20 protein-coding genes are annotated in these 23772 nt (G+C 71.9%); 8 read left to right on the forward strand and 12 right to left on the reverse strand.

The window, feature by feature from the left end:
• Window positions 1–69 precede the first annotated feature (69 nt).
• The 4 genes from ACZ49B_RS20390 to ACZ49B_RS20405 all read right to left on the reverse strand — a co-directional run bounded on the left by ACZ49B_RS20390 (window position 70) and on the right by ACZ49B_RS20405 (window position 3444).
• Entirely contained in the window at window positions 70–774 is a 705-nt protein-coding gene (locus tag ACZ49B_RS20390; RefSeq protein WP_468307775.1) for an RlpA-like double-psi beta-barrel domain-containing protein, read from the reverse strand.
• A 333-nt stretch (window positions 775–1107) separates the two neighbouring features.
• Window positions 1108–2112 carry a HEAT repeat domain-containing protein gene (locus tag ACZ49B_RS20395; protein WP_468307713.1) on the reverse strand — a complete coding sequence of 335 codons (1005 nt, stop codon included), beginning with the start codon at window positions 2110–2112 and terminating at the stop codon, window positions 1108–1110.
• Between the two features lie 3 nt (window positions 2113–2115).
• Window positions 2116–2784: a HEAT repeat domain-containing protein gene (locus ACZ49B_RS20400; protein ID WP_468307716.1), complete on the reverse strand. Its 669-nt coding sequence runs from the start codon at window positions 2782–2784 to the stop codon at window positions 2116–2118.
• An 81-nt stretch (window positions 2785–2865) separates the two neighbouring features.
• Window positions 2866–3444, reverse strand: coding sequence for a hypothetical protein (locus ACZ49B_RS20405; RefSeq protein ID WP_468307718.1), 579 nt, complete (start codon window positions 3442–3444; stop codon window positions 2866–2868).
• Between the two features lie 318 nt (window positions 3445–3762).
• Here ACZ49B_RS20405 and ACZ49B_RS20410 point away from each other — a divergent pair, with 318 nt between their 5' ends.
• The gene (locus ACZ49B_RS20410) at window positions 3763–4125 is read left to right on the forward strand and encodes an STAS domain-containing protein (RefSeq protein WP_468307721.1); all 363 of its coding nucleotides are present in this window, start codon (window positions 3763–3765) and stop codon (window positions 4123–4125) included.
• Between the two features lie 90 nt (window positions 4126–4215).
• On the opposite strand, the gene ACZ49B_RS20415 is transcribed toward ACZ49B_RS20410, so the two are convergent.
• Window positions 4216–6627 (reverse strand): SpoIIE family protein phosphatase, encoded by a 2412-nt coding sequence (locus tag ACZ49B_RS20415; RefSeq protein ID WP_468307723.1) that lies wholly within the window; start codon window positions 6625–6627, stop codon window positions 4216–4218.
• A gap of 112 nt (window positions 6628–6739) precedes the next feature.
• Here ACZ49B_RS20415 and ACZ49B_RS20420 point away from each other — a divergent pair, with 112 nt between their 5' ends.
• Window positions 6740–7948, forward strand: a complete 1209-nt coding sequence (locus ACZ49B_RS20420; RefSeq protein WP_468307726.1) for a carboxylate-amine ligase — start codon at window positions 6740–6742, stop codon at window positions 7946–7948.
• On the opposite strand, the gene ACZ49B_RS20425 is transcribed toward ACZ49B_RS20420, so the two are convergent.
• On the reverse strand, window positions 7930–7998 hold the full coding sequence (locus tag ACZ49B_RS20425) for a zinc finger domain-containing protein (protein ID WP_468307777.1): 69 nt from the start codon (window positions 7996–7998) through the stop codon (window positions 7930–7932). The genes ACZ49B_RS20420 and ACZ49B_RS20425 overlap by 19 nt on opposite strands.
• 406 nt (window positions 7999–8404) lie before the next feature.
• Here ACZ49B_RS20425 and ACZ49B_RS20430 point away from each other — a divergent pair, with 406 nt between their 5' ends.
• The gene (locus ACZ49B_RS20430; protein WP_468307729.1) at window positions 8405–9247 is read left to right on the forward strand and encodes a class I SAM-dependent methyltransferase; all 843 of its coding nucleotides are present in this window, start codon (window positions 8405–8407) and stop codon (window positions 9245–9247) included.
• A 281-nt stretch (window positions 9248–9528) separates the two neighbouring features.
• Window positions 9529–10932 carry a beta-propeller fold lactonase family protein gene (locus tag ACZ49B_RS20435; protein WP_468307732.1) on the forward strand — a complete coding sequence of 468 codons (1404 nt, stop codon included), beginning with the start codon at window positions 9529–9531 and terminating at the stop codon, window positions 10930–10932.
• Window positions 10933–10946: 14 nt separating this feature from the next.
• Here ACZ49B_RS20435 and ACZ49B_RS20440 read toward each other — a convergent pair whose 3' ends face one another.
• Together ACZ49B_RS20440 and ACZ49B_RS20445 are read right to left on the reverse strand one after the other, a co-directional pair.
• On the reverse strand, window positions 10947–12356 hold the full coding sequence (locus ACZ49B_RS20440) for an FAD-dependent oxidoreductase (protein WP_468307735.1): 1410 nt from the start codon (window positions 12354–12356) through the stop codon (window positions 10947–10949).
• Window positions 12357–12438: 82 nt separating this feature from the next.
• On the reverse strand, window positions 12439–13581 hold the full coding sequence (locus ACZ49B_RS20445; protein WP_468307738.1) for a serine hydrolase domain-containing protein: 1143 nt from the start codon (window positions 13579–13581) through the stop codon (window positions 12439–12441).
• Between the two features lie 144 nt (window positions 13582–13725).
• Here ACZ49B_RS20445 and ACZ49B_RS20450 point away from each other — a divergent pair, with 144 nt between their 5' ends.
• Entirely contained in the window at window positions 13726–14892 is a 1167-nt protein-coding gene (locus ACZ49B_RS20450) for an MFS transporter (RefSeq protein ID WP_468307741.1), read from the forward strand.
• Window positions 14889–15137: a hypothetical protein gene (locus ACZ49B_RS20455; protein ID WP_468307744.1), complete on the forward strand. Its 249-nt coding sequence runs from the start codon at window positions 14889–14891 to the stop codon at window positions 15135–15137. Before ACZ49B_RS20450 ends, ACZ49B_RS20455 begins: the two co-directional genes overlap by 4 nt.
• 321 nt (window positions 15138–15458) lie before the next feature.
• Here the strand turns inward: ACZ49B_RS20455 and ACZ49B_RS20460 are convergent, their stop codons facing one another.
• On the reverse strand, window positions 15459–15842 hold the full coding sequence (locus tag ACZ49B_RS20460; protein ID WP_468307747.1) for a VOC family protein: 384 nt from the start codon (window positions 15840–15842) through the stop codon (window positions 15459–15461).
• A 254-nt stretch (window positions 15843–16096) separates the two neighbouring features.
• Between ACZ49B_RS20460 and ACZ49B_RS20465 the strand changes: the two genes are divergently transcribed.
• Window positions 16097–16675, forward strand: coding sequence for a CHAP domain-containing protein (locus ACZ49B_RS20465; protein ID WP_468307750.1), 579 nt, complete (start codon window positions 16097–16099; stop codon window positions 16673–16675).
• Between the two features lie 110 nt (window positions 16676–16785).
• Here ACZ49B_RS20465 and ACZ49B_RS20470 read toward each other — a convergent pair whose 3' ends face one another.
• Together ACZ49B_RS20470 and ACZ49B_RS20475 are read right to left on the reverse strand one after the other, a co-directional pair.
• A complete protein-coding gene (locus ACZ49B_RS20470; protein WP_468307752.1) occupies window positions 16786–17754 on the reverse strand; it encodes an RICIN domain-containing protein in 969 nt (322 codons plus the stop codon).
• A gap of 145 nt (window positions 17755–17899) precedes the next feature.
• On the reverse strand, window positions 17900–18199 hold the full coding sequence (locus tag ACZ49B_RS20475) for a hypothetical protein (protein WP_468307755.1): 300 nt from the start codon (window positions 18197–18199) through the stop codon (window positions 17900–17902).
• A 467-nt stretch (window positions 18200–18666) separates the two neighbouring features.
• On the opposite strand from ACZ49B_RS20475, the gene ACZ49B_RS20480 reads away from it, so the two are divergent.
• Window positions 18667–22323, forward strand: coding sequence for a non-ribosomal peptide synthetase (locus ACZ49B_RS20480; protein WP_468307757.1), 3657 nt, complete (start codon window positions 18667–18669; stop codon window positions 22321–22323).
• A gap of 414 nt (window positions 22324–22737) precedes the next feature.
• On the opposite strand, the gene ACZ49B_RS20485 is transcribed toward ACZ49B_RS20480, so the two are convergent.
• Entirely contained in the window at window positions 22738–23568 is an 831-nt protein-coding gene (locus tag ACZ49B_RS20485) for a helix-turn-helix domain-containing protein (protein WP_468307760.1), read from the reverse strand.
• Between the last annotated feature and the right edge of the window lie 204 nt (window positions 23569–23772).

The following is a 23772-nucleotide window of genomic DNA, read 5'->3' on the forward strand; positions in this document are numbered from 1 at the left end:
GCCACGACGGGGGCGGCGCGTGCCCCCTGCCCCGCCGTGGCTTCGGTGGCTTGAATCGACTCCGGCCGCTCAGCGCACGCGTTCGACGCGTGCGCGCCGGATCAGGTTCTTGCCCGGCTCCCGCACCGTGTCGAACGCCGCGTTGTTCAGCAGGACACAACTACCCGACGGACCGTTCACGGTCACCGTCGTCGCACGACCGTTGTCCAGATTGGTCACCTTCAGCTTCGTCCCCACCGGGAACGTCCCACTGCTCGCGGCCGGGGCACCCCCCTCACCGGACAACGTCACCGTCGACCCAGGACACACCACCTCCCCGGTGGCCGGCGGCACCTGCACCCCCGCCGCACCGGACGCACCCGCAGCACCGGGCGCACCCGCCGCAGGGGCCGGTGCGCCGACGCCACCGGCCACCCGTTCGATGCGTGCGCGCCGGATCAGGTTCTTGCCCGGCTCCCGGACCTTGTCGAACGCCGCGTTGTTCAGCAGGGCACAACTGCCCGACGGACCGTTCACGGTCACCGTCGTCGCATGACCGTTGTCCAGATTGGTCACCTTCAGCTTCGTCCCCACCGGGAACGTCCCACTGGTCGCCGCCGGCGCACCCGCCTCTCCCGACAGCGTCACCGTCGACCCCGGGCACACGACGTCGGGGACGGCGGCATTGCCGGTCGCCATCGTGACGACGACCCCTCCGGTCGCGAGGGTTCCCACTGCGACAGAGAGCACGAGCTTCTTCTTGAGACTCATCGTCCGTTTCCTGGACATTGGCACTCCTCGATCCGATGGACGCTTTCCCACCCACGTCCTGCATACGGCCGACATCACGGGCGAGTTCAGTTCCTGTCGCGAGCTCACAAATCAGCCGTGAGAAGGTTTGGCGCACTGGACGAGGGCTTACCACCGGGCTCGTAGATCATGAAACACATCGAAAGGGGCAGGTCAGCACCCCAGTGCCGAGGAAAGTCGCCATGTGCCGCGCCTACACCGACCCTCTGGATCGACACCGGGGCGAGGTGACCACAGGCACCCTTAAGGTTCAGTTGATCTGCCCTTAACCCACCAAGACGAAGGGCAGCGAGCCCCCAGGGCACCGGAGTTGAGCGGTCATCGCGCCTCGCGCAGCGTGAGGATGTACGCCGCGGTGAGCGCAACGGCGGGGTCTTCGTCATGTGACAGACCCGTGAGGGCACGTGAGGCGGTGGCTCCCGGGATGTCCGCGAGTGCCTGTGTCAGCCGTCGACGGGTGGCCGCTTCAATGGGACCGTGGGGGAGGCGGTCGACGAGCGCGGTGGCGATCTGGTCGGCCAGCGCGGGACTGCTCGCCAGCGCGCTCAGGGCATCGGCTGCATCGACGTCGTTGGCCCCCTCGACGATCATGTCGATGAGCGTCGGGACCGCGTCGGCTACGCCCCGTACTCCGAGCGCCAGAGCTGCACGCCTGCGGACCGCGGTGTCGGAGCTCGTGAGAGCGCCCTCCAGCAGGGCGGTCGCCTGCTCGTCCGGAATCTCGGCGATGGACCGGACGGCTCGTTCCCGCACCTCGGCTGCCGGTGAGGCCAGCCCTTGCGCCAACAGGTCCAATGCGCCCTCGCCTGATTGGGCCACGGCCCATCGAAGCGCTCCGGCGACGTTCGGATCCGTCTCGTTCAGCGCCGCCTCGACGAGGGCTTCCACCGGCACCGACACCTGTTCGGCCGAGGACAAGGCCGCGCGCTGGCGTTTCCCGGCACTCTCCGAGCCCAGCGCGTGCAGCAGGGCAACGGTCTGGAGCACGTCCTCCCAGTCGGCCGGTTCCGCAGCACCGATCCGGCGCAGTCGCGTCAGCAGCGCCGTCTCGACGGCGATGCGTTCCTGCGTCTGGCGGATCAGGTCGTCGACGAGTTCCGAGGGCCTGAAGCCCGGGTCGTCCAGGGCTCGCGCGACGTCACGCAGGGACAGCCCGAGTGACCTCAGGCTCTCGACGTGGAAGATCCGCCGGACGTCCTCGCCGGAGTACTCCCGATAGCCGGACACGGTACGTCCCGTCGGCCGCACCAGGCCGAGCGAGTCGTAGTGCCGGAGCATGCGGGCGCTGACCCCGGACCGCATGGCCACCTCACCGATCAACACTGCCTACGCTCCTCCTGGCTGGTCCTTCAGGGCCGCAACGCGCTTCGCCTCCTCGATCGCGGACTCGAATCCGGCATCCGGGTCGCGCAGCAGCCGTTCCGTGGCAACCGCATGGTGACGCACGCGAGGGTCGAGATCCGTCATCGCAGCACGCAGGGTCGGCACAGCGGCCTCCCCGAGGGCGATCAGCGCCCGGCTGAGGCTCAACTGCGTCTCGCGCCCGCCGCGCCCCAGCTGTGCAGCCAGCGCTCCGGCCAGCTCGGCCTCCTCGCCTTCGGGCACGAGCACCGTCGCTGCCCGCCAGGCACTCCGTGCCACCTCGTCTTCGCCGTCGGACAGGAGCGCCCGGGTGATCGCCGGCCACGCCTGCCGGTCCCCGATCTTGGACAGCGTGTGCAATGCCTGGCTTCGTGCCTGGTCCTGCTCGGATCGGAGCTCGGCGATGAGCCGTGGGACCGTCATGGTTGCCGGGTGGCGGGTGAGCGCCCACGTCAGCATCTCGCGCACGGAGAACTCGGGCTCGATCGCGCACCGCTCGACGAGCTTCTCGACGGACCGCGCGTCCGGGACGGAGCCGATCGCCAGCGCTGCCCGCAGCCGCACTGACGAGCGGCTGTCTTCCAGCCCCTGCAGGGCTCTCGCCGTATGCGTGCCCTGGTGTGCCGTGGTCATCGGAACCACCTCCTCGACCGCAGTGAAGACCTTGTCACCGTGTCAAGGTCAAGACCGACCGATCGACGGGCGTCGCTGCGCTCAGCGGGGTGCGCGGGGCCGGAGCCGGTTCGACACCAGGACGAGCTCTTCCGGCACGAGCATCTCGGCCAGGACGAACCGGCCGAGCAGACCCTGCGGCCCGTTCACGACCAGGACGTGCCCCTGCGCGGTCAGGCGCAGGTCCCGCCACGGGTGACTCCAGCGCAGCTCCGAGCCCAGCTCCCACAGCTGGAGCCGGTGGTCGGTCACCGTCAGGGAGTAGGGGGTGTCGTCGTCGGCCTTGATGTGGCGGGAAGACGAAGCGCCTTCGGCGACCGGCTTCACCCTGTAGGCGTTCAGCTCGATCTCGCCCGCATCGAGCGTTCCCTTGCGGATCTCCGCCTTGGCGCCGTCCCGGTAGCCGTTCCGCGCCCCGGCGGTGCCCAGCACGAGGGCGAGCCCGAGGGCGATCGACACGTCGAGCCACCAGGGCAGATGGCCCCAGCCCTCGATGGCGATCGGTACGACCCCGAACGCGCCGCCGATCCCACCGACGAGCGCGGCGCGCCGAATCCGCCTTCGACGTTCCCCCTCCACAGGCACCCCGCCCGCGCCCGTCCCCTCCACGGTCCCCTCCATGCGCTCCGCCCCCTGACACATGTCCTGACGGTTCGTCAAAACCCTACGTGAGCCCGGCCGGAGCCCCTCGGCCGCCCCTACGATGCACAAGGTGTTCGTCAGGCGTCAGGACCCATGTCGCCACGCCGGCGGCCGGCAGCCCGGCGGCCGCGGCACCGCCCCGCACGGCCTTGCCTTCACGTTCACGCCCCCTCGGTCGCAGGCGTGGGCGGCATTCGTCAGGGTAGGAGCTTTACATCCCGAAAAATCCCGGATGGGAGGAATCATGGCAACCTCAGCGGGTGATCGGACCGGGTACGGCGAGAGGGGGCGTGCCTGATGTCCGCCGCGAGCGGAGAAAGATTCACCGTCGAGGCGGTGTCCGTCCCGGGGGCCACGGTCCTTGCGCTGGTGGGGGAGCTCGACCACGACACCATGGAGCCCTTGCGGCAGGCTCTCGACGCCGGCTGGAGTGTCGGCGGGCGGCTCCTGGTCGACCTGAGCCGCCTGGATTTCTGCGATTCCACCGGGTTGAACTTGCTGTTGCGGGGCCGGCTCGCAGCCGGGGAATCCCATGGCAGCCTCGAGCTGGTCGGCCTCCACCCACCGGTCGAGCGGATGTTCCACGTCACGGGAGCGGACCGTCTCTTCCGGATCCACGCCGATGTGGACACGGCGCTGGCGGCCGCCCGGGGCGCGTAGCGGAGGAGCCCTCATGGACGAGGGCCGGTCGCAGGAGCTGACCCGGCACCCGGCGCAAAACGCGGGTGCGCAGGGGCGTCTCCCCTGCGGCTACGCATGCCGGGGCAGGTGGATGTCCAGGACGCACAGGTCGTCCCGTTGGGCCGGGTCGAGGGCCGACAGCAGCTGTGCCAGCGGCTCCGGAGCCCCTCCGGCCACGGCACGGGCAGCGGCCTCCGCGAGGCGGTTGAGGCCCTTGTCGATGTCCTCCCCCGGGACCTCGATGAGCCCGTCGGTGTACAGGAGCAGGTGGTCGCCGGGCTCCAGCTCGAGCGTCTCCTCCACGTACACGGAGTCGAAGGACGCTCCGAGGAGGCTCCCCTCGGGCAGGGGGAGGAATCGCGCCTCGCCACCGCGAATCAGCAGGGGCGGCAGATGCCCGGCCCGCACCCAGGCCAGGCGGCGCTCCGCCGGGCGGTACCGCGCCATGATCATGGTGGCCGTGGCGGCCGACATCCCCGCGGCCGTGTGCAGGAGGAGCGTGTTGAGCCGGCGCATGGCGTCGGGCAGTGCAGAGCCGGTGACGATCATGCCCTTGGCGGTGAACCGCAGCTGGGCCATGGTCCCGACCGCGTCCAGCCCGTGGCCCGCGACGTCCCCGACGACGAAGAGGGCGCTCTCGTCCGGCAGTTCGATGGCGCTGTACCAGTCGCCTCCGACGTTCACTCCGCTGTCCGAGGGCACGTAGGCGATGTCGACGCGCAGCCCCACGAGCTCGATCGACTGCTCCGGGACGGGCAGCAGCGCGTGCCGGAGACCGGCGGCGATCGCCCGTTCGGCCTGCAGCATGCCCCGCTGGACGAGCACCGACCGCTCGCTCTCCCGCAGCGCGAGCTCGGCGTCGCGCTGGGGGGTGAGGTCCTGGAAGAACCCGTGCACCTCCACGGGGGTGCCGTCGGCGTCCGCCTCGGCTTCGGCGACGATCCGCAGGTGCCGGACCCCGGCCGCGGTGGTGATGCGGAACGGCTGGTCGATCGGGGCCCCTTCGCCCAGCAGCTGCTGGACGGCTTCGGCGAGCGCCGGCAGGTCGTCCGGGACGACGTGCTGCGGGAGCTCCTCCAGCGTCATGGGGCCCTGCCCGGGCGCCCGGCCGAAGATCGCGTACAGCTGCTCGGACCAGCTGACCGTGTTCGTGGTCAGGTCCCATTCGGCCCAGCCGAGATTGCCCAGGCGCCCCATGGTGGCCACGCGACGGTTCTCGCGTTCGCTGATGTCGTGGCGGATCCACGAGACGATCAGCCGATCGCCCAGCCGCGTCGCACGTACGGAGAAGACGGACGTCTCGGGGATCCCCGCAACGACCTCCCGGTACTCGAACGGCTCGCCGTCGTAGACGGTCCCGGTGGCCAAGGCGTCGGCATAGCCCTGCCACAGAGGTGTTCCCGCCACGGTGGGATAGGTCTCCAGGATCCGCCGGCCCACCAGCTCCTTCCCCCGGCGGCCGGCCACGTCCACCGAACCCGGAGCGGCCGCGTCGATCCGGTAGTCCTCCACCTCACCTGCCGACGAGCGCAGGGGGGACAGGAGGATCGCCGACCCGGGCAGGGCGTCGAAGATCTTCTGGACGGCGGCCACTTCCTCGTCCACCGGTCCGGTCCTGCGGCATTCGAAGGCGCGCAGTGCGCCGCCGCACAGCCGCACGGCCTGCTGGAGCAGAGCCTGGTCGCCGTCGGCGAAGGGCGTGGGGAGCGTCCGGAAGAATCCGATGGCGCCGATCGTCGCCCCCTCCCCCGGTACGGGGATCCACGCGCGCGTGCGCCACCGCGCCGGAGAGCCGATGAGCCGGTATTTCTCGGCGTCCCGCTCCGCGTCCTGCAGCAACAGCGGCTCCCCGGAGGTGATCGCCTCCAGCGCAGCGACGCCGGTGAACGGCGGAATGTCCCGCCACTGTGCGGCCAGGACCTCGTCGATCCCCGCGTGGCCGACGAGCTCCAGTCTCCCGGCCTCGTCCAGGAGGTAGATCATCACCCCGTCCACCCCGAGGGGGGCGCGCAGCCGGTCGGTCAGGATTCCCGCGGCGTCGCCCGGGCTCCGCGCGCCGGCCAGCTCGCCGGCCAGACCGGCCAGGAGCAGGCGGGAGCCGGAGGCACGGCCACGACCGGGGAGATGGCGGCCGGAGCTGAAGACCGACCCGGCAGGGTCCGGGGCCGGACCCACACCGGCCCCGGGGGGTGGCGGGAGCACCGCGACGGGCCTCGAACGGATGCCGCCGAGAGTGATCCAGCACTGCTCGATCAAGGTCCTGGACTGCAGCCCGGCCTCTCGGACCAGCGCCTCGTACGCCGCGTCGGCGGAAAGCCCCTCCCGGGTCATCAGGACGCCCTTGGCCCGCTCCAGTACCGCCGTGGTGGTGGCAAGGCCTTCCAGTTCCGCCACCTCGACCCGGAGCCGGGCCACGACCTTGGCCAGGGCCAGTACCTCGGGCGGCGCACCCTCGCCGGTGGCCGTCGGATCCGTCTGCACCCTTTGAGCATGGCACGAGCGGGGGCCGCCATGCCCCGATCCGGCGGCTTTCGGCCGCCGACGACCGTCCCTCGGTCTGGTTTCGGACCGCCCGGGCGGGTAGACGGGTTGCATGGCCGTCACCGGAGTGGGACACGGGGCCAGTGGCACCCGCGCACAGGGAACCGCGGCCGCCGACGCCCGCCGGGGGCACGGCGGGCCCGTCGTCTCCACCATGGGAGTCGAAGAGGAGTTCCTCCTCGTCGACCGGCACACCCGGGCACCCGTGGGCCGCGCGCGCCCCGTGATCCGGGCAGCCTCTGCGGCCCTGGGGGATCAGGTGCAGGCCGAGTTCTACAGCTGCATGGTCGAGACCTGCACGCAGCCTGTCGCCACCGCCACGGACCTGCGTGCCCAGCTCGCCTCCCTGCGCACCACTCTCGCCCGTGCGGCGCGCGAATCGGGCTGCCGTGCCGTCGCATCCGGCACGGCCGTGGTACCTCCGCGGGATCCGGTCCCGGTCACCGACACCACCCGCTACCAGCTCATGGCGCGGCGATTCGGCACGCTCGTGGACGGCAGCCTCGGCATCGTCTGCGGCTGCCACGTCCACATCGGAACCACCGACCGTGCCCAGGCACTGCTCCTCGCCAACCACGTCCGCCCCTGGCTCCCCACCCTTCAGGCTCTGGCCGCCAATTCGCCGTTCGCCGGTGGCGTCGACAGTGGCTTCGCGAGCCGGCGCTGCATGGAGTTCGGCCGCTGGCCCACCGTCGGCCCCGCTCCGCTGCTGGACGCGGACACGTACGAGGACACGGCCGATGCCCTGGTCTCCTCGGGTGTCCTGCTGGACCGGCGGATGATCTACTGGTTCGCCCGTCCCTCCGAACACCAGCCGACCGTCGAGTTCCGCGTCGCTGACGTCAACGCCGACCCGGAGACGACCGTTCTCGTCGCGCTGCTGCTGCGGGGCTTGTGCGCCACCGTCCTGACCGAGGCCGAAGCGGGCCGGCCGCCGCCCGCCGTTTCGATGGCGCGGCTGCGTGCGGCGCACCGATACGCCGCCCGGTACGGCTGCACGGGCCCTGCCCTCGACCCGTTCACCGGCGCCGCCGTGCCCTCCCGTGACCTGACCGCCGCCCTGGTGAGGGCCGCGGCGCCCGGTCTACGCTCCGCGGGCGACCTGCAGGACGTCCAGGGCCTCCTCGACCGGCTCCACCGGAACGGCACCGGCGCGGACCGCCAACGCGATACGTTCCGCCGCACCCGCAGCCTGGAGGCCGTGGTGGACCGGCTCGCCGATGCCACGGCCTGCGGAGGCGGTCAGGACCCGTCCGGCTGACACCGCGGGCACCACACCGTGCTCCGGCCGGACAGACGGGCGCGGCGCAAGGTGTTTCCGCAGCACGGGCAGGTCGGGGCGGGGTCGTTTCAGTGGCCGGTGGCCATGAGTCCCGTGGCGGAACGCAGCCGGCGGTGACTGGGGCACGCACGGTGCGGCGCATGTGCGGTGACGCCGCTCGGCCTCGGTGAGGTCGCTCGCCCGACTGGTGGGACGCAGCCTCGCGCGCCACAGGATCTCGTCGGCGAGCAGACGGCCGAGTCCGGCCAGGACGGCCAGGACGGCCTGGTCGGTGAGGACGGTTTCGACTCGGCTGGCAGCCGGACCAGGGGCGGGCTCTGGCTCGTCCCGCCTTCCCCGGCGCTCCTCACCCGTCCGGCGCTCGCCAGCCGGGTCCGGCCGGACACCTCTGCTAGAAAGGCGGTGACACAGCGTCAGGCGAGGGAGGCGGACGGTATGACCGATTCGACGGATGCGCGCGAGGCCGACCGTGCGCTCAAGGCGAAGCACCGGACGATGTGGGCGCTCGGCGATTACGCGGCCGTCGCGACGCAGGTCGTCGCGGCGCTCGGACCGGCGCTGGTCGAGGCGTGCGGGGTGAAACCAGGCGACCGGGTGCTCGACGTCGCCGCAGGATCGGGGAACGCCGCCATTCCGGCGGCGCTGGCCGGCGGGGACGTGGTCGCCTCCGACCTGACGCCCGAGCTGCTGGACGTAGGGCGGCGGCAGGCCGCCGAGCGCGGCGTCGAGCTGCGCTGGCAGGAGGCGGACGCCGAGGCGCTGCCGTTCGAGGACGCCGCGTTCGACACGGTCATGTCCAGCGTCGGGGTCATGTTCGCCCCGCACCACCAGTCCACCGCCGACGAGCTGGTCCGCGTCTGCCGGCCGGGCGGCACGATCGGGCTGATCAACTGGACCCCGGAGGGGTTCATCGGGCAGATGTTCACCACCATGAAGGAGTACGCGCCGCCTCCGCCGCCGGGGGCACAGCCGCCGCCGCTGTGGGGGCGGGAGGATCACGTCCGTTCTCTGTTCGGCGACCGCGTCACCGGCGTCGAGGCGCGTCGGCAGACCATCCGCGTGGACCTCTTCGAGAAGCCCGAGGACTTCCGCGAGTTCTTCAAGGCCACCTACGGACCGACGATCGCGGTCTACCGGAACATCGCCGACGACCCGGGGAGGACCGCGGCCTTGGACCGGGCCCTCGACGAACTGGCGGGCGGCGCGCTCCGGGACGGGGCGATGGAGTGGGAGTACCTCCTGGTCACTGCGCGCCGAAGCGGCGCTGCACCCGCCTGAGGTCCGGCTCCGTCCCAGGGGGAGGCGGCGGCCACCGTGGCCGTACCGCACCGAGGAGGTCCGGCATGGCGCAGCTCAGCTGAAGGCTGCTGTCACGAAGCCGTTCGGGGCATTCGGCTGGTCCGTATGGTCTTCGTCCCTGGGCGTGGCCCGAGGCACGGCGTGCTCGCGCCGCCTAGCGTCGGCCGCGACGGTGCCGGAGAGCCCGGACCGCCACCGGTCGGCGGTCTGACGGCCGCCACGGCGTCACGCGTCGCCGTCGTGCACTGCAGGAGGTCTTGGTGTCGGGTATCGCAGTGTCGGGTCGTGCGGCGCGGGTTTGGCTGGCGGCTCTGGCGGTGCTGGCCGGAACGGTCGTCCCGACCGCCGCGGCGACCACGCAGCCCGTCCCCGCGCCGGCCGGGACCTTCGCCTACGTCGCCAACGGCCCTGCGGGCAGCGTGTCGGTGATCGACACCGCCGACAACTCCGTCACCGGCACCATCGAGGTCGGCGACGACCCCAACGGTGTGGCGGTGAGCCCTGACGGAAACGTCGTCTACACCGCCGACAGGCTTTCGGACACCATGTCGCTGATCTTGCCCGCCACGGGCGGCGCCGTCTCCGTCTCCGTCGGCGAGAACCCCGTAGGCGTGGCGGTCAGCCCTGACGGGACTCGCGCCTACGTCACGAACACCCTCTCGAACAACATGACCGTGGTCACCGCCGACGCGATCCCGCCGTCCGTCGTCGCCACGGTCCACGTCGGCACCCGTCCCCAGGACGTGGCACTCGCCGTGAACGGCACGCGCGCGTACGTCGCCAACCTCCTCGACAGCACCGTGGCGGTGGTCGACACCACGGACAACACCCTCCTCACCACGGTCCCCGTCGGCCAGCTCCCGCAGGGTGTGGCGGCGAGCCCGGACGGCACCCGTGTCTACGTCACCAACTTCGGCGACGGCACGGTGTCCGTGATCGAGACCGCCGGCAACACCGTCCTGCGCACCGTGCCCATCGGCCGCGACACGAGACCCGCCGACGTGGCGGTGAGTCAGGACGGCACCCGCGCCTACGTCGCCAACTTCGGCTCGGACAACGTGTCGGTGATCGACATCGCCGCCGACCCGCCGTCCGTCGTCGCCACGGTCCCCGTCGGGGAGGAACCGCTCGGTGTGGCGGTCACCCCGGACGGCTCTCACGCCTACGTCACCAACTCCATGGACGACACCGTCTCGGTGATCGATACCGACACGCACACGGTCTCCGACACCATCTCCGGCTTCGACACCCCCTTGGGGATCGCGATCGGAACGAGGAACGTCGGCGCGACTCCGACCGGCATGACGCTGAAGGCGGAGAAGCACGGGAAGGGGAAGGCGAAGGACTCGTCGGGTACCCCGGGCCGTCCCGGTCTCGCGCTGAAGGCCGGACTGACCGGTGGCGGCGAGCCCCTGGAAGGCAGGAGCATCCTGTTCACCAGCGACTCGACCCCGGTCTGCGCCGAGACGACCGACAGCAGGGGCCATGCCAGGTGCGTGGTCCCGGGCAGGCAGGACGACGACACCTGCTACACGGCCATGTTCGCCGGCGACGGCACTCACGCGGCCGCCACCGCGAGCACGTGCGCGAGCCACGGCCACGGCCACGACCAGGGCCACGACCGGGGCCCTGCGGTCCGGGCCCGGGCACCGGGGAGCGAGTGACCCGCCGCTTGCCTTCAGGGCTTCGCGGCGGTCAGGCGCCGGGCGGCCGATCGGTCTGAGACGAGTGCTTCCCACTGCTCCCGGGTCGGGCCGTCGTGCTGCGGCGAGAAGTCCGGGCGGGCAGCCAGCCAGGCGGTGACGTGCCGGTCCACTTCATCGGTGCCGTAGGCCTCGTGGGCCGGTCGCAAGAGATGGCGTACCTGGGCTCGGGCCCTCATGACGACGGGATCGTCAAAGGCGCAGGCGCCCAGGGCGGCAGCCCGGCGATCTGAGGCTGGTGAGCTCTCGGCGAGGCGCTGCGCGGTGGAGCGGTCGGCCGTCACCTGCGCGTCGAACCACTGGCGGAGCTCCTGAGCCGTCCAGGTGTGGTAGCCCGTGGGGTCCGCGGCGATCCGGTCGACATGGGTGGCGACGTGCTGGGCGGCGCGAAGACCGAGGGACACGCCATGGCCCGAGGTGGGGTTGGTGTGGACGAGGCTGTCCCCGGCGTTGACCAGGCCGGTGACGACAGGCCCGTCGTCGTCGGCGAGCGCGGTCCAGCGGTTGTCCAGGCCGGCCATCGGCAGCACGTCCGACTGTGGTTCGGGGGCCAGGTCGAGCCAGGCGGCGGTGGCGGGGAAGCGGTGGGCGGCGGCCTCGAACACGGCGGGGTCGGTCAGCGCGCCGCGGGTCGGATCACCCGTGGAGAGCACCAGGTTCACCGCGAAGGTGTCGTTGTCGGACGGGAAGACGCCGGCGATCGCGAACGGCGCGGCCGAGCCGGTCTTGACCCGCCCGGGATCACGCGGGCCGTCGGCACGCAGGCGGTACCAGCGGCACAGGTACGCGATCCCGGCGCGGTGGCTCTCGATCGCGGGCGGGCGGCAGCCGGCCGCGGTCAGCCAGGCGGGGACCGGCGAGCGACGGCCGGCCGCATCGACGACGAGGTCCGCCTGGTGCGTTTCCGCGCCCACTTGCACGCCGGTGACCCGTGCAGGGCGGCCGTCCTCGACGGTGAGGCCGCGCACGCGGCAGCCTGGCCGCACGTCAACGGTGCGTTCCCGCCGCACGGCCGCGGTCAAGGCGGCCTCGAGGACGATCCGGCGGGTGCGCAGGGTCACCAAGTCCTCGTCACCGGCCCGATGCGGCGGATGCTCACCGAACCAGTCGAACTCGTGGTACTCCCGGGCTCCGCGTGCCAGCAAGTCCGCGTAGACATCGGGGGTTTCGGTGCGCAATACGGTGCGTACGGGCGCGCGGAGCGAGTGGGGTTGGACGGCCTGAGGTGTCCGGGGCCCGTCCCAGTGGAAGAAGTCCTGGTTCAGGTCCTCTCCGGCCTGCCGCGCGTCCTGCTCGAACAACATGACCGTGTGGCCCCGCCGCCCCAGCATGAGCGCCGTCCCCAGCCCGCTGATACCCCCACCGATCACCGCAACCCGCGCCACTTGCTCCCCTTCGCGTCGTGTTGCAGCACGAGCCTACGGCTTGGTGATCTACGGCCACGAGCCGGGTACGGGTCCGAGGTGCTCAGCCCGTCGGCTGGGCGGGCTCGGTCTGCCCGCCGCCGAACACCTCCTTGACGAGCCGCTGCTTGACCTTCTCGAACGCCTCGGCCATGGCCGCCAGGTCGAGCTCGGCCTCCCCCATGGTCAGCGAGCCGGTCAGGGTCTTGCTGCCGTCGGGTGTGCTGTACATCAGCGCCGCCCAGCCCCAGAAGCCGCCGTTGTGCTGGAGGATGGTGCCGCCGCCCTCCATCTGCTCCACGAACACCCCCAGTCCGTAGCCCATCTTGGGGTTCGGCGTGCGCATCTCGGCCAGCAGCGGGGCCGGCAGGAGCTTGCCGCTCATCAGCGCGGAGAAGAACGTGTGGAGATCCTGGCTGGTCGAGATCATGTCACCGGCGGCGGAGATCCAGGAGGGATTGAAGCGGGTGGTGTCGGCCACCTTCCACCGGCCGGCGTCCTCGTACCCGTAGTAGCCGTGGGCGTGCGGCTCGGGGATCTCCGGCGAGGCGCCCGGCACCACGGTGCCGGTCAGCCCGAGCGGACCCAGGATCAGCCTCTGCATCTCCTCGGCGTAGGAGCGGCCGGTGACGCTCTCGATCAACAGCCTGGCCAGCACGTAGTTGGTGTTGGAGTAGCTCCAGTCCGTCCCCGGCTCGAACCGCGCCGGCTTGGACAACGCCATCCGTACCAGCTCCTCCGGCTGGTAGGTGCGGAACTGGTTGTCCATCCACTCCTTGCCCATCCCGGGGACGCCACCGGGCACGACCGTCCCGTCGTCGTAGATCTCGCCGGTGAAGCTGAACAACCCGCTGGTGTGCTGGAGCAGCATCCGCACGGTGATCCGTCGGTCAAGGCCGAAGTCGGGCAGGTGGTCGTCCGCCGGGGTGTCCAGCCCGATCTTGCCCTCGGCCACCAGTAGCAGCACCAGCGTTGCGGTGAAGGTCTTGGTGATGCTGCCGACCCGGAAGTGCCCGTCGGTCGGCGGCTTGGCTGCCTCGCCCAGCTTGCGCACCCCGGCGGTGCCGACCCACTGGCCCCGCTCGTCGTGCACGCGCAGCTGCACCCCGGCGAAACCGGCATCGACGATCTCCTGGACGGCCTTCTGCAGCTCCGGCCGATCGGGCCCGGCAGCGGTGTTCTTGACGGTGTGGAGGGACTCACCCATGGTCATTCCTCGTCTCGCGGTGGTAGGTGTTCGGCACGGCTCGAGAGCGCAACGTTGCCCGCGTGGTTGCCGTTGCGCCGGCGAGGCAGCCATGCGACGAGCGTGCACCCTGACCCAAGGTCAAGGTCAACCCCCGTCGCGGCCATGGGCCGGCGGTGTCGGCCGAGAGCCGGAAGTCGCACGACTGGCACGACCGGGTGGTCACGCGGCACCGGACGGGTAGTCCGAACAGCGCTCGGATGGTGGCTGCGGGGGGCTTCGCCGTTCGCCGGCTGGCTCTCCGACCGGAGGGACCGCGCCACGGTCCTGGTGTGGGCCCTGCTGTTGTTCTCGGCGGCCAACATCGGTACCGCTCTGGCGCCGAACTTCGGACTGCTGCTGGTGACCCGTGTGGTGGCCGGCGCCGCGGCCGCGGCCACCGGACCCACCGTGTACGCGCTGGTCAGTACCCGATCCCGGCCCCAGGCACGGGCCCAGGTGCTGGCCGTCGTGGGATCGGGTCTGCTGACCGCCTTGTGGGTGGGTGCCCCGGCGGGATCACTGCTGAGCCGGCACGTGGGATGGGAGGCCACGTTCGTCATCCTCGCCGCAGGCACCTTCCTGCTGGCTCTGCCCAACGCGTTCGCCTGGCGCAACGGACCAGGTTCGGTGAGCGGCAGACCGAAGGCGCCGGTGACAGGCGGGCGGACCGGTCCGGGCGTCGCGATGTCCGGCGTCGCGGTCACGGCCCTGTGGGCCTTCTCCGTCTACAGCCTCTCCACCTTCCTCGCCGTTGCGCTGCACGCCGACGGCAGGGCGGCCGAGGTGACGTGGCTGCTCGTCGTCTACGGGGTCGGAGCCGTCATCGGCGGGCAGGTGGGCGGCCGGTTCGCCGACCGGGCCGGCGCCGTACGCGTCACCGGGGCGGCACTGGCCCTGACGGCCGTGCTGGAGGCCGCCGTGGCACTCGTCTCTCCGGCCACCTGGGGCCTGGCCTGTGCGCTCGGACTCTTCGCGCTGGCCGGGTACGCCTTCTTCCCCGCCCAGCAGCGCCACCTGGTGGACCTGTTCCCCGACCGGGCGACCGGCATCCTGTCGTGGAACAACAGCGCACTGTTCGTCGGCCTGTCGGTGGCGGGTGCCGTCGGGGGGGCAGGCCGTACACGCGCTCGGTTACCCGACGTTCCTGTACATCGGCGCCGCCGCTGCCGTAGCGGCGTGCCTGGTCGCCCTGTGGCGACCGGGCCGACCATCCGGGCAAGCGGTCCGGCCGTAGCCGATTCGACACCCGCCCCGGCATCCCGGCCACCGAGCGATGGGAGGACATCATGAAGCTCACCAAGGAGTACGTAGAGCGAGCGCTGAACGAGGTCTGCTTCGGATCGGAGGAGGAATTCCCGCTGGAGCGGACCGTGGCCCGCTACTTCAGTCCGCAATACGTCCAGCTCACGGACGGGGTCTCCTCGAACTACGACGAGTGCGCTGGGTGGAGGAGATCACCCGGATGGTCGAAGGCGGCAACGCCGGGGATGCCGACTTCGCCCACGCGCGCTGACCAGCCGCGGCGCCGACTGTAAAAATTGCCGTCCGTCGGCCGAGACACGGTGATGGGCAGTCAGCGCGACAGAGCCGCCGGCAGATAAGTCCGCATCGGTGGGCGCCCCGGCCGCACCTTGGGAGCGCGAGGCCCTGCCGGCCGCGTTGGCCGCATCCACGCAGGAACTGCTGGAGGCGCTGCGGGAGGCCGGCCGGGATCGCGGTCGCCTGGCCGCACAAGCCCACCCCTCGCCTCCGGCGCGCCGGCCCCTCGGTGAACGGGGCGGCCGGCGCCCCCGCTCCGGCGCCGACGAAACGCCGACGGCGGCCAGCTCGACGCGTTGGCGGGCCGCCGCACGTGGTCAGAGGGGCTGGAGCCGCGTGCGCAGGAGGCAGAACTCGTTGCCTTCCGGGTCGGCCAGGACGTGCCAGCTCTCGGTGCCGGTCTGGCCGACGTCGGCGGGCCTGGCGCCGAGAGCGAGCAGCCGCTCCAGCTCGGCGTCCTGGTCGCGGTCGGTGGCGTTGACGTCGATGTGCAGTCGGAGCTTCCCGGGCCGCGGGTCGCTGCCGGGACTCAGGACGAGAGTGGGCTGCGGGCCGCCGAAGCCGGCGTCGGGCGGCCCGATCTCGATGCTCCCGTCGTCCTCCCGGCCGAGTTCGACGTAGCCGAGGACGTCGCTCCAGAACGCGGCGAGCCGCTCGGGGTCGGCGGCGTCGATGACGAGCTCACTGATGCGGCATGCCATGCCCGTCAGTGTACGGAGACGACCCGAGAGCCGATCCCGGACCGTTCGAGCGAGCCGGCCTGGGGCGCCGCGCCCCTCCGGGCTGATCCCGGACGGCAGCACAGCCCTCGCCGAGCTGCACGGACGCGGGCCGGACAGTCCCGGACAGTCCCGGACAGCGGTTTCGCTTGGCCGCGCCGCGCCGCCCCGTCGAGAGTTCTGCCATCCCAGCGAACAGCCGTGCGAACCACAGCTCTCGAGCGATGGAGTCAGCCATGCGCAAGTTCACTTCCCTCGCGGCCAGGGGCGCCGCGGTCACCCTGCTCGCCGGTACGGCGCTCACCGCGACAGGGGTCGCCAACGCCCAGCCGGCCTCGTTAGGAGCGAACATCGCCACCACCGCCAAGGGACAGATCGGCGCGGGCCCGTGCGGCCTGAACAACAAGGGCAGCTACTGGGGCCGGGGCACCGAGCAGACGGGCAGCTGCGGCCCCAACCACACCGAGGCGCACGCCTGGTGCGCCGACTTCGTCGGCTGGGTGTGGTGGAAGAACAGCGTGGGCGGCAGGATCAGCAAGCTCAACGACCTCGCCTCCAGCTTCGCCGGCTACGGTCCGGTGCACTCGACCCCGAAGGTCGGCGACGCGATCCTCTACAACCAGCACACCCCGGACGTCGGAGACGACCACGTGGCCGTCGTGGTGGCCATATCCGGGTCGAAGATCACCGTGGTGGGCGGCAACCAGGGCGAGCCCGGCGAGGTGAGCTCCCACACCTGGGCCTCCTACAAGGTCGGCACCTGGGCCAACGGCGTTCAGAAGATCAGCGGATACGTCACGCCGGTGGCCGGCTGACCTCACGTCAAACCCAGGTGACCCGCCGCCCTCCCCGGGGCGGCGGGTCGCTGCCCGGACCGGGACCGTGGCTGGGCCCCGTGAGCCGGCGTCCGGTCGCGGGTCTGCCGTCAGCTCGGGACGGCTGCCTGAGGGAGCAGGTCGACGAGGAAGCGTTGGGCGGGTTGGTCGCCGCAGGGTTGTTGTACGGCCTCGACGCCGGCGGTCGTCTCGCCGTCAAGGATTCCCAGGCAGAGCTCGGTGTGCGCGCGCCTCAGGCGGTAGCCCTCCGCCGTCGTACTGAAACGCTCGATGCGGAAGAACTGTGCGTCCTTGTCGGCCGGGCAGTTGCCCTGCGGTTCCACCAGCCCCTTGGCGGGTCCGCTGTCGAGGATGGTCAGACAGCCCATTGCCCTGTTCCTCGGATGCTCCCACTTGATGTTGGCCAGGTCGTCGCCGACGGGCTGCAAGAACGAGCGCGGGCCGGGGTCCGTGCAGGGGCGTTGGACCGCCACCTCTGATTGGTATCGCCCGGAGCGTTCGTTCCCCGCCGTGAGGCACAACTCCGGGGTCCGCGCGGGGCGGATGCGGGCCCAGCTCCCGGCGGAGACCACGGGGAGGAGCGCAGGACGGCGGTTGGCGGGGGCAACCGGCACGCGTGGGCCCGAGGTCGTGAGATCGTGGATCAACAGAGCACCGGCCGCGAGAGCTCCCGCCAGCGTCACGGCGGCCACCACGATCACGGGCCGCCTCCGGTGTCCGGTTCCCGTCGTCGGCGACTGTTCCCGGGTGTCGCGGCCGCCACCGGCATCCGCAGGAGCGTCCCCGCGCGCCAGGAGCTCCCATGCTCCCAGCCACTGCGCCGATCTGTCCTCTGCACCGCAGGCACGGACGAACGCGGCGACGGTCTCGCGGCGGGGCAAGGTGTCCTTGCGCAGGAGGTCGGCGACCGTACTCCGGGGCAGTACGTCGCCCCGGGTCACAGCGCGGCTCTCCAGCTGGCGCAGGGTCAGGCCGGACCGGGCCTTGAGCCCTCGCAACGCCGCCATGAACTCTTCGACGCTGCGTATGTCGGCAGGCTGTAACTCGATCTCATCCATCCGACCAGGAGTAGTGCACAGGACGATGGCAGGCAACGGGTTCCTCGGCCGACCGGACGACGTCCTGGAGTCGTCGTGCCACGCGCGAGGGGGTGGCGGGGCGCAAGCCGGGCCCGTCATCGAGCCCCCGGGCCGCGCTGCGGTGTCATTCCACCCAGACGACCATGCTGACGATGGTGGCCAGGCTCAGCGTCCCGAGCACGAGCCCGACGATCGCGGGCCTTCGGCGGTTGGCCGAGCCGCGCAGCCGGCGCAACACCAGCCCGCCCGTGACGATCGCCGCGACCGACGCGAACGGCAACAGGAACACGAGCACGAAGGCAGGAGTGACCAGCAGCGGGACGACGCAGATCCAGCCGACGACGGACACCACGCCGAGCGGCATGGGCCAGTCGTCGATGGCTTTGTGGGGCATCTCCTGCCGACCGTCGGGGTTCTCGGACACACGCTCTCCTTCGGATCGCCCCCCGGCCAGGGTGACACCGGCCCGCGCGTCCTCGGTCCCGCCACACCGCCAACCACCTGGCAGTGGAGTGCTGGGCGGCGTGCGGATCAGCGTTGTGGAGCGTGCCCGTGTCTCGTCGCCGGGACACCTCGACACGCTCCACCCCCTGACAATGCTGCGCCGTTTTGCCCCGTGCAAGCCCGTCCTACGCGCTTTCGCTGCTCCTGCCTGCATTTGTCTGGACGCCACGTGCTTCCCGTCTGTTAACTGTTCTTGGAGAGCGGCCGTTCACTGCTCTCGCAGGGCGCGCGGAGGGCGGTCCGACCGGGCGGTCACTGCCGCGAATCCCCCGCGCCGACACGGCACACATCACCAGGGGGATGATCTCATTGCGTTCGTTAGGCCCTTCCGCTGCGCAGGAAAGCCTGAGGTCGGCGCAGAAGCGGCACGCCGTCGAAGCGACCGGCATGGGGCAGGTCGACGTGGCGTTGTCCGCCGAGGAGGCCCAGGCCGTGTCCCGGCGCGCCACCGAGCTCGGCGTGACCGTCAACACCCTGGTCCAGGGCGCCTGGGCCGTGCTGCTCGCCGGGCTCACGGGCCGTGACGACGTGGTGTTCGGGGCCACCGTCTCAGGACGTCCGCCCGCCGTCGCCGGTGTCGAGTCGATGGTGGGCCTGCTCATCAACACCCTGCCCGTACGCGTCCGTTGTACCCCGGGCATGTCGTTCGCGCAGATCCTGACCAGGCTCCAGGAGCGGCAGACAGCCCTGCTCGACCACCACCATCACAGCCTGTCCGCGATCCAGCAGGCCACCGGCCTGAAGGAGCTCTTCGACACCCTGGTGGTGTTCGAGTCGTACCCGGTCGACCGGGCCGCGGCCGCCGACGCCGGCACGGCGGCCGGGATCGCCATCACCGGTCTGCGCCCGTTCACCGGAACCCACTACCCGCTGACGTTGATGGCCAGCATGGATCCGTACTTACGCCTGTCGCTGCACTACCAGCCGTCCGCACTCGACCGGGCCACCGTCGGCCGCATCGCCGCGCGCCTGCCCGACGTCGTGCGCCTCGTCCTGACTGCCGCCGACTCGCCGACGGCCCTGGTCGACGTCGTGGCCCCGGCGGACCGCGACCACGTCCTGCACGGCCCCGACGACACGGCGGCGGCGGTTCCGTCAGCGACGCTGGCCCAGCTCTTCGAGCGGCAGGCGGCGGCCACACCGGACGCGACGGCGCTGGTCTGCGACGGCGCCGCCCTCTCGTACGCGGAGACCAACGCGCGCGCCAACCGCCTGGCCCGGGAACTCGCCGCCCGGGGCGCGGGCCCGGAGACGGTGGTGGCCATCGCACTGCCGCGCTCCCCCGACCTGATCGTGGCCATGCTCGCGGTCCTCAAGGCGGGCGCCGCATACCTGCCGGTCGACCCCAAGTACCCCAGCACGCGCCTGGACTTCATGCTCAGCGATGCCGCCCCCGCCCTGATCCTCACCGACACGGAGACGACCGGCGTACTGCCCGAGGCCGCGGCCCCGATGCTGCACGTGGACGACCTCGACGTTTCCCCCTGGCCCGCCGACGACCTGGCCACCACGGACGGGCAGGGCCCCCGGGCGTTGGCCTACGTGATGTACACCTCCGGCTCCACCGGCACCCCCAAGGGCGTCCTGCTCGACCACGCCACCCTCACCAACGGCGTCCACCACCTCGCCGACCAGACCGGCATCCAAGCAGGCTCACGCGTGCTGGCCTCCACCTCCGTCAACTTCGACGTCTCCGTCTTCGAAACCTTCACCGCCCTCTGCCACGGCGCCACCCTCGATCTCGCGCAGGACATCCTCGAACTCGCCGAACGTGACACCTGGACCGGCAGCGTCATCAGCACCGTCCCCTCCGCCTTCGCCGAACTCCTCGACCGGATCAGCCGTACCACCTCCGTCGAGACGCTCGTCTTCGCAGGCGAAGCCCTGCCGTCGACGCTGGTCGAGCGGGCGCGGGAGGCGTTTCCCGGCGTCCGGATCGTCAACGCCTACGGTCAGACGGAGTCCTTCTACGCCACCACCTTCACCACCAACGGCACCCGGACCGGTGTCGGCAGCGAGCCCATCGGCACCCCGCTGCCCGCCCTGCGCGCCTACGTGCTCGGCCCCTGGCTGAGGCCCGTTCCCCGGGGCGTCGTCGGCGAGCTGTACGTCTCCGGCGAGCTGGCCCGCGGCTATCTCGGCCGGGCGGCCCTGACCGCCGAACGCTTCGTCGCCGACCCCTACGGCCCACCCGGCTCCCGCATGTACCGCACCGGCGACGTGGCCCGCCGGAACGACGACGGGCACCTGGAGTACGCAGGACGCACCGACACCCAGATCAAGATCCGCGGCTTCCGCGTCGAACCCGGCGAGGTCGAGGCCGCCCTCGCCGCCCATCCCGACGTGACCCGCGCGGCGGTCGTCGCGAGGGACGTGCCCGCCGGGAAGCAGTTGGTGGCCTACGTGACGGGGGACGCCGTCGACGGCGGGGCGCTGCGCGCGTTCGTGGCGGCGCGGCTGCCCGACTTCATGGTCCCGTCGGCCCTCGTGGTCCTGGACCGGCTCCCGCTGACCCCGAACGGCAAGCTGGACCGTGCCGCCCTGCCCGCGCCGGACCCCACCGTCGCCGCGGACGCGTACCGGGCTCCGCGCACTGCGCACGAGAAGACGCTGTGTGCCCTGTTCGCGGAGGTACTGGGTGTGGAGCGGGTCGGCATCGACGACGACTTCTTCGCTCTGGGCGGTCATTCGCTGCTGATCGTGCGCCTGCTCGCCCGCATGGACGCCGAACTCGGCGTGCGCGTCCGGGTGCAGGACGTCCTCACCGCCCCGCGCCCGTGCGACCTCGCCGGGATCGTCTCCGGCGGTTCGGCGGGCAACGCACCCGGCTCTCCCGCCGTGGTGCCGCCGTCGGAGGCGCGGCTCGGGCCCGGCCTGCGCTTCCGGGACGCCGGGGGCTTCGGCGCGCCACCGCGGCGGGTGCTGCTCACCGGTGCCACCGGGTTCGTCGGAGCGTTCCTGCTGCGGGAGCTCCTCGCGCAGACCGACGGGGAGGTGCACTGCCTGGTGCGCGCGGATGCGGAGCCGACCGGACGCGCGCGCCTCCACGCCGTACTGGACTCGTACGGCATCGACGTGGGCGCCGACGCCCGGCGTGTGCACATCGTGCCCGGCGACCTCGCGCAGGACGGCCTCGGCATCGGCGCGGCCCGGTGGGGCGGGCTGCGGGACGAGCTGGACACGATCGTCCACGCGGGCGCGTACGTGCACCACCTGTCGGCGTACGAGCGTCTGAAGGCGGCCAACGTGGAGGGCACGCGGGCCTTGCTGCGGCTCGCGGCCGAGGGCAGGCCGAAGCGCTTCCACCACCTCTCCACGCTGGGGATCTTCGGCCACGGCCCGACGCCGCGTGTCATCACCGAGGGCTCTTCGATCGAGGACGCGCGGCACAGGGCCGCCGACGGCTACCTGGCGAGCAAGTGGGTGGCCGACGTGATGGTCAAGGAGGCCATCGCCCGCGGTGCGTCCGCCCGCGTGTACCGGCTCGGCCGGATCTGGGCGGAATCGGAGCGGGGCGCCGTCAACCCGGACGACATGTTCTGCCGCCTGCTGGTCAGCTGCGCCGCCCTCGGCTGCCACCCGGAGGGCACGGCGCTGCAGGCCGATCTGCTGCCCGCCGACGTCGCGGCCCGCGCCCTGGTGGCCCTCGCCCTGACCGACGGGGGCCCGGACTCCGCCGCCGTGCACCATCTGCATCATCCCCGGCAGACCGGCGCGGACGCCTTCCTGCGGGTCTTCGACGCGTGGCGCGGGACGCGGTCGGAGCCGGTGGGGCTCGGCACGTGGCTGCGCCGCCTCAGGCAGGCGAGCGAGGCCGGGCTCGACCTGCCGTTCCTGCCGTACCTGGACGTGTTCCAGCAGCACGTCGAGCAGACGGAGAACGCCGCGGGCGCGGCGGACGCTGCAGATCTCCCGTCCGACACCTACCGCAACGACCGGACCCTGCGGGCCCTCGAGCGCCTGGGCGTGGCCCTGCCCGAGGTCGACGAGCGGATGATCCGGGACTTCTGGCAACACCTGGAGGCCGCCGGAGTTCTCGGCTGAGAGCCCGCCCCGGTCGGGGCCCCCGACGACGAGCCGCCCTCCGCGACGGGGGGATTCGGCGCCGGTGACCCCCGTACACCGGCGCCGATGTCCCCTCGTCGGCGTGCTCGCCGTCAGTGGCCGTCTCCTCCACCGCCCTCCCGACGCCTGCGGCGGCGTCGGCCGAGGGCTCCCGCCAAACCGATCAAGCCGCCTGTGAGCGCGCCGGACACGAGGATGCGCATCAGGTCTTCCATGGAGTACTCCCCCTTCTGGGCCGGTTCACCGTTGCCCGGTCCGCCCTCGGCCGCCAGTTGAAGGTCTCTTCGTCTCGCGACAGGGGCGTAGCTCTGGGGCTCGGGTGCCTGATCCACTACGAACGGGGACACTATCGGCGGTCAGGCGGCCTGGCTTGGACAAAATTGACCTCGCCCCTCACAGGGCGAGGGCACCCTCCGCCACACGGGCGGCAGCCACCTGGCCGGGAGTGGTCTCGGCGAGGGCGCGGAACTCGCGGTTGAGGTGGGCCTGGTCGTAGAAGCCACAGGCAGCGGTCACTTCGGTGAGATTCGCATCCTCGCGGGAGAGCAGCCGCACGGCCCGGTGGAAGCGCAGCACGCGGGCGGACGTCTTGGGCGTCAGGCCTATCTGTTCGGTGAAGCGGCGCACCAGGTGGCCCTGGCTCCAGCCCACTTCGGCCGCGATCCGGCTGACCTGGATCGCCCCGCCGGCGTGGGACAGCAGTCGCCAGGCGTGGCTCACCTCGGGTGCGGGATGCGGACCGCGCTCGATCCGGGTCGCCAACGCGACGTCGAGCAGGTCGAACCGGGCTGCCCAGTTGCTGGTGGCTGCCAGTTGCTCCGCCAGCAGTCCGGCCTCGGGTCCGAGAACATCGCCGAGCCCGACCACCTTGTTGGTCAACTTGCTCATCGGCACGGCGAACAGCCGGTAGGCGCCCAGTGGGGTCAACTCGAGCCGGATCGCCTCCTGGCCACCGGGGTGGTCGCACATCCGGGGCCCGTCCTCCAGACCCGCAACGAGCGACCCGGTCACCTGGCTGTCGGGACCCGACTCCCCCAGCCGGCGGACGTGGGTGAACGGCTCGCCCAGACTGATCACCACGACGGCTCGACCCGTGGGTACCAACCGCACCCGATAGGGCACGGCGCCCGCCGCCTCCCAGTAGCCGGCATAGCTGTGTACGTAGGGGCGTAACCGGTCGGGCCACGGGCGCGTCACCCGCCACCGGCCACCCAGCCGTGTCATCGCGACTCCCCGACCGGCCGTGCCTGCGCTTCCGGCGACCTGCATGTCCCTCCCCCTCCAGCGGCGACGACCGCCCGGCGCCGGCCGAGCTCCCCTGACGGGTCGGCGCGGGGGGGGGGGGGGGGGGGGGGGGGGGGGGGGGGGGGGGGGGGGGGGGGGGGGGGGGGGGGGGGGGGGGGGGGGGGGGGGAGGGGGGGGGGGGGG

The organism is Streptomyces sp. NPDC031132, assembly GCF_055570595.1.

Coding starts and splice junctions, on each gene's coding strand:
- ACZ49B_RS20400 (WP_468307716.1), bottom strand. CDS start 2,784: ATGACCACGGCACACCAGGGCACGCATACGGCGAGAGCCCTGCAGGGG.
- ACZ49B_RS20405 (WP_468307718.1), bottom strand. CDS start 3,444: ATGGAGGGGACCGTGGAGGGGACGGGCGCGGGCGGGGTGCCTGTGGAG.
- ACZ49B_RS20410 (WP_468307721.1), top strand. CDS start 3,763: ATGTCCGCCGCGAGCGGAGAAAGATTCACCGTCGAGGCGGTGTCCGTC.
- ACZ49B_RS20420 (WP_468307726.1), top strand. CDS start 6,740: ATGGCCGTCACCGGAGTGGGACACGGGGCCAGTGGCACCCGCGCACAG.
- ACZ49B_RS20430 (WP_468307729.1), top strand. CDS start 8,405: ATGACCGATTCGACGGATGCGCGCGAGGCCGACCGTGCGCTCAAGGCG.
- ACZ49B_RS20445 (WP_468307738.1), bottom strand. CDS start 13,581: ATGGGTGAGTCCCTCCACACCGTCAAGAACACCGCTGCCGGGCCCGAT.
- ACZ49B_RS20450 (WP_468307741.1), top strand. CDS start 13,726: ATGGGCCGGCGGTGTCGGCCGAGAGCCGGAAGTCGCACGACTGGCACG.
- ACZ49B_RS20455 (WP_468307744.1), top strand. CDS start 14,889: ATGAAGCTCACCAAGGAGTACGTAGAGCGAGCGCTGAACGAGGTCTGC.
- ACZ49B_RS20460 (WP_468307747.1), bottom strand. CDS start 15,842: ATGGCATGCCGCATCAGTGAGCTCGTCATCGACGCCGCCGACCCCGAG.
- ACZ49B_RS20465 (WP_468307750.1), top strand. CDS start 16,097: ATGCGCAAGTTCACTTCCCTCGCGGCCAGGGGCGCCGCGGTCACCCTG.
- ACZ49B_RS20470 (WP_468307752.1), bottom strand. CDS start 17,754: ATGGATGAGATCGAGTTACAGCCTGCCGACATACGCAGCGTCGAAGAG.
- ACZ49B_RS20480 (WP_468307757.1), top strand. CDS start 18,667: ATGGGGCAGGTCGACGTGGCGTTGTCCGCCGAGGAGGCCCAGGCCGTG.
- ACZ49B_RS20485 (WP_468307760.1), bottom strand. CDS start 23,568: ATGACACGGCTGGGTGGCCGGTGGCGGGTGACGCGCCCGTGGCCCGAC.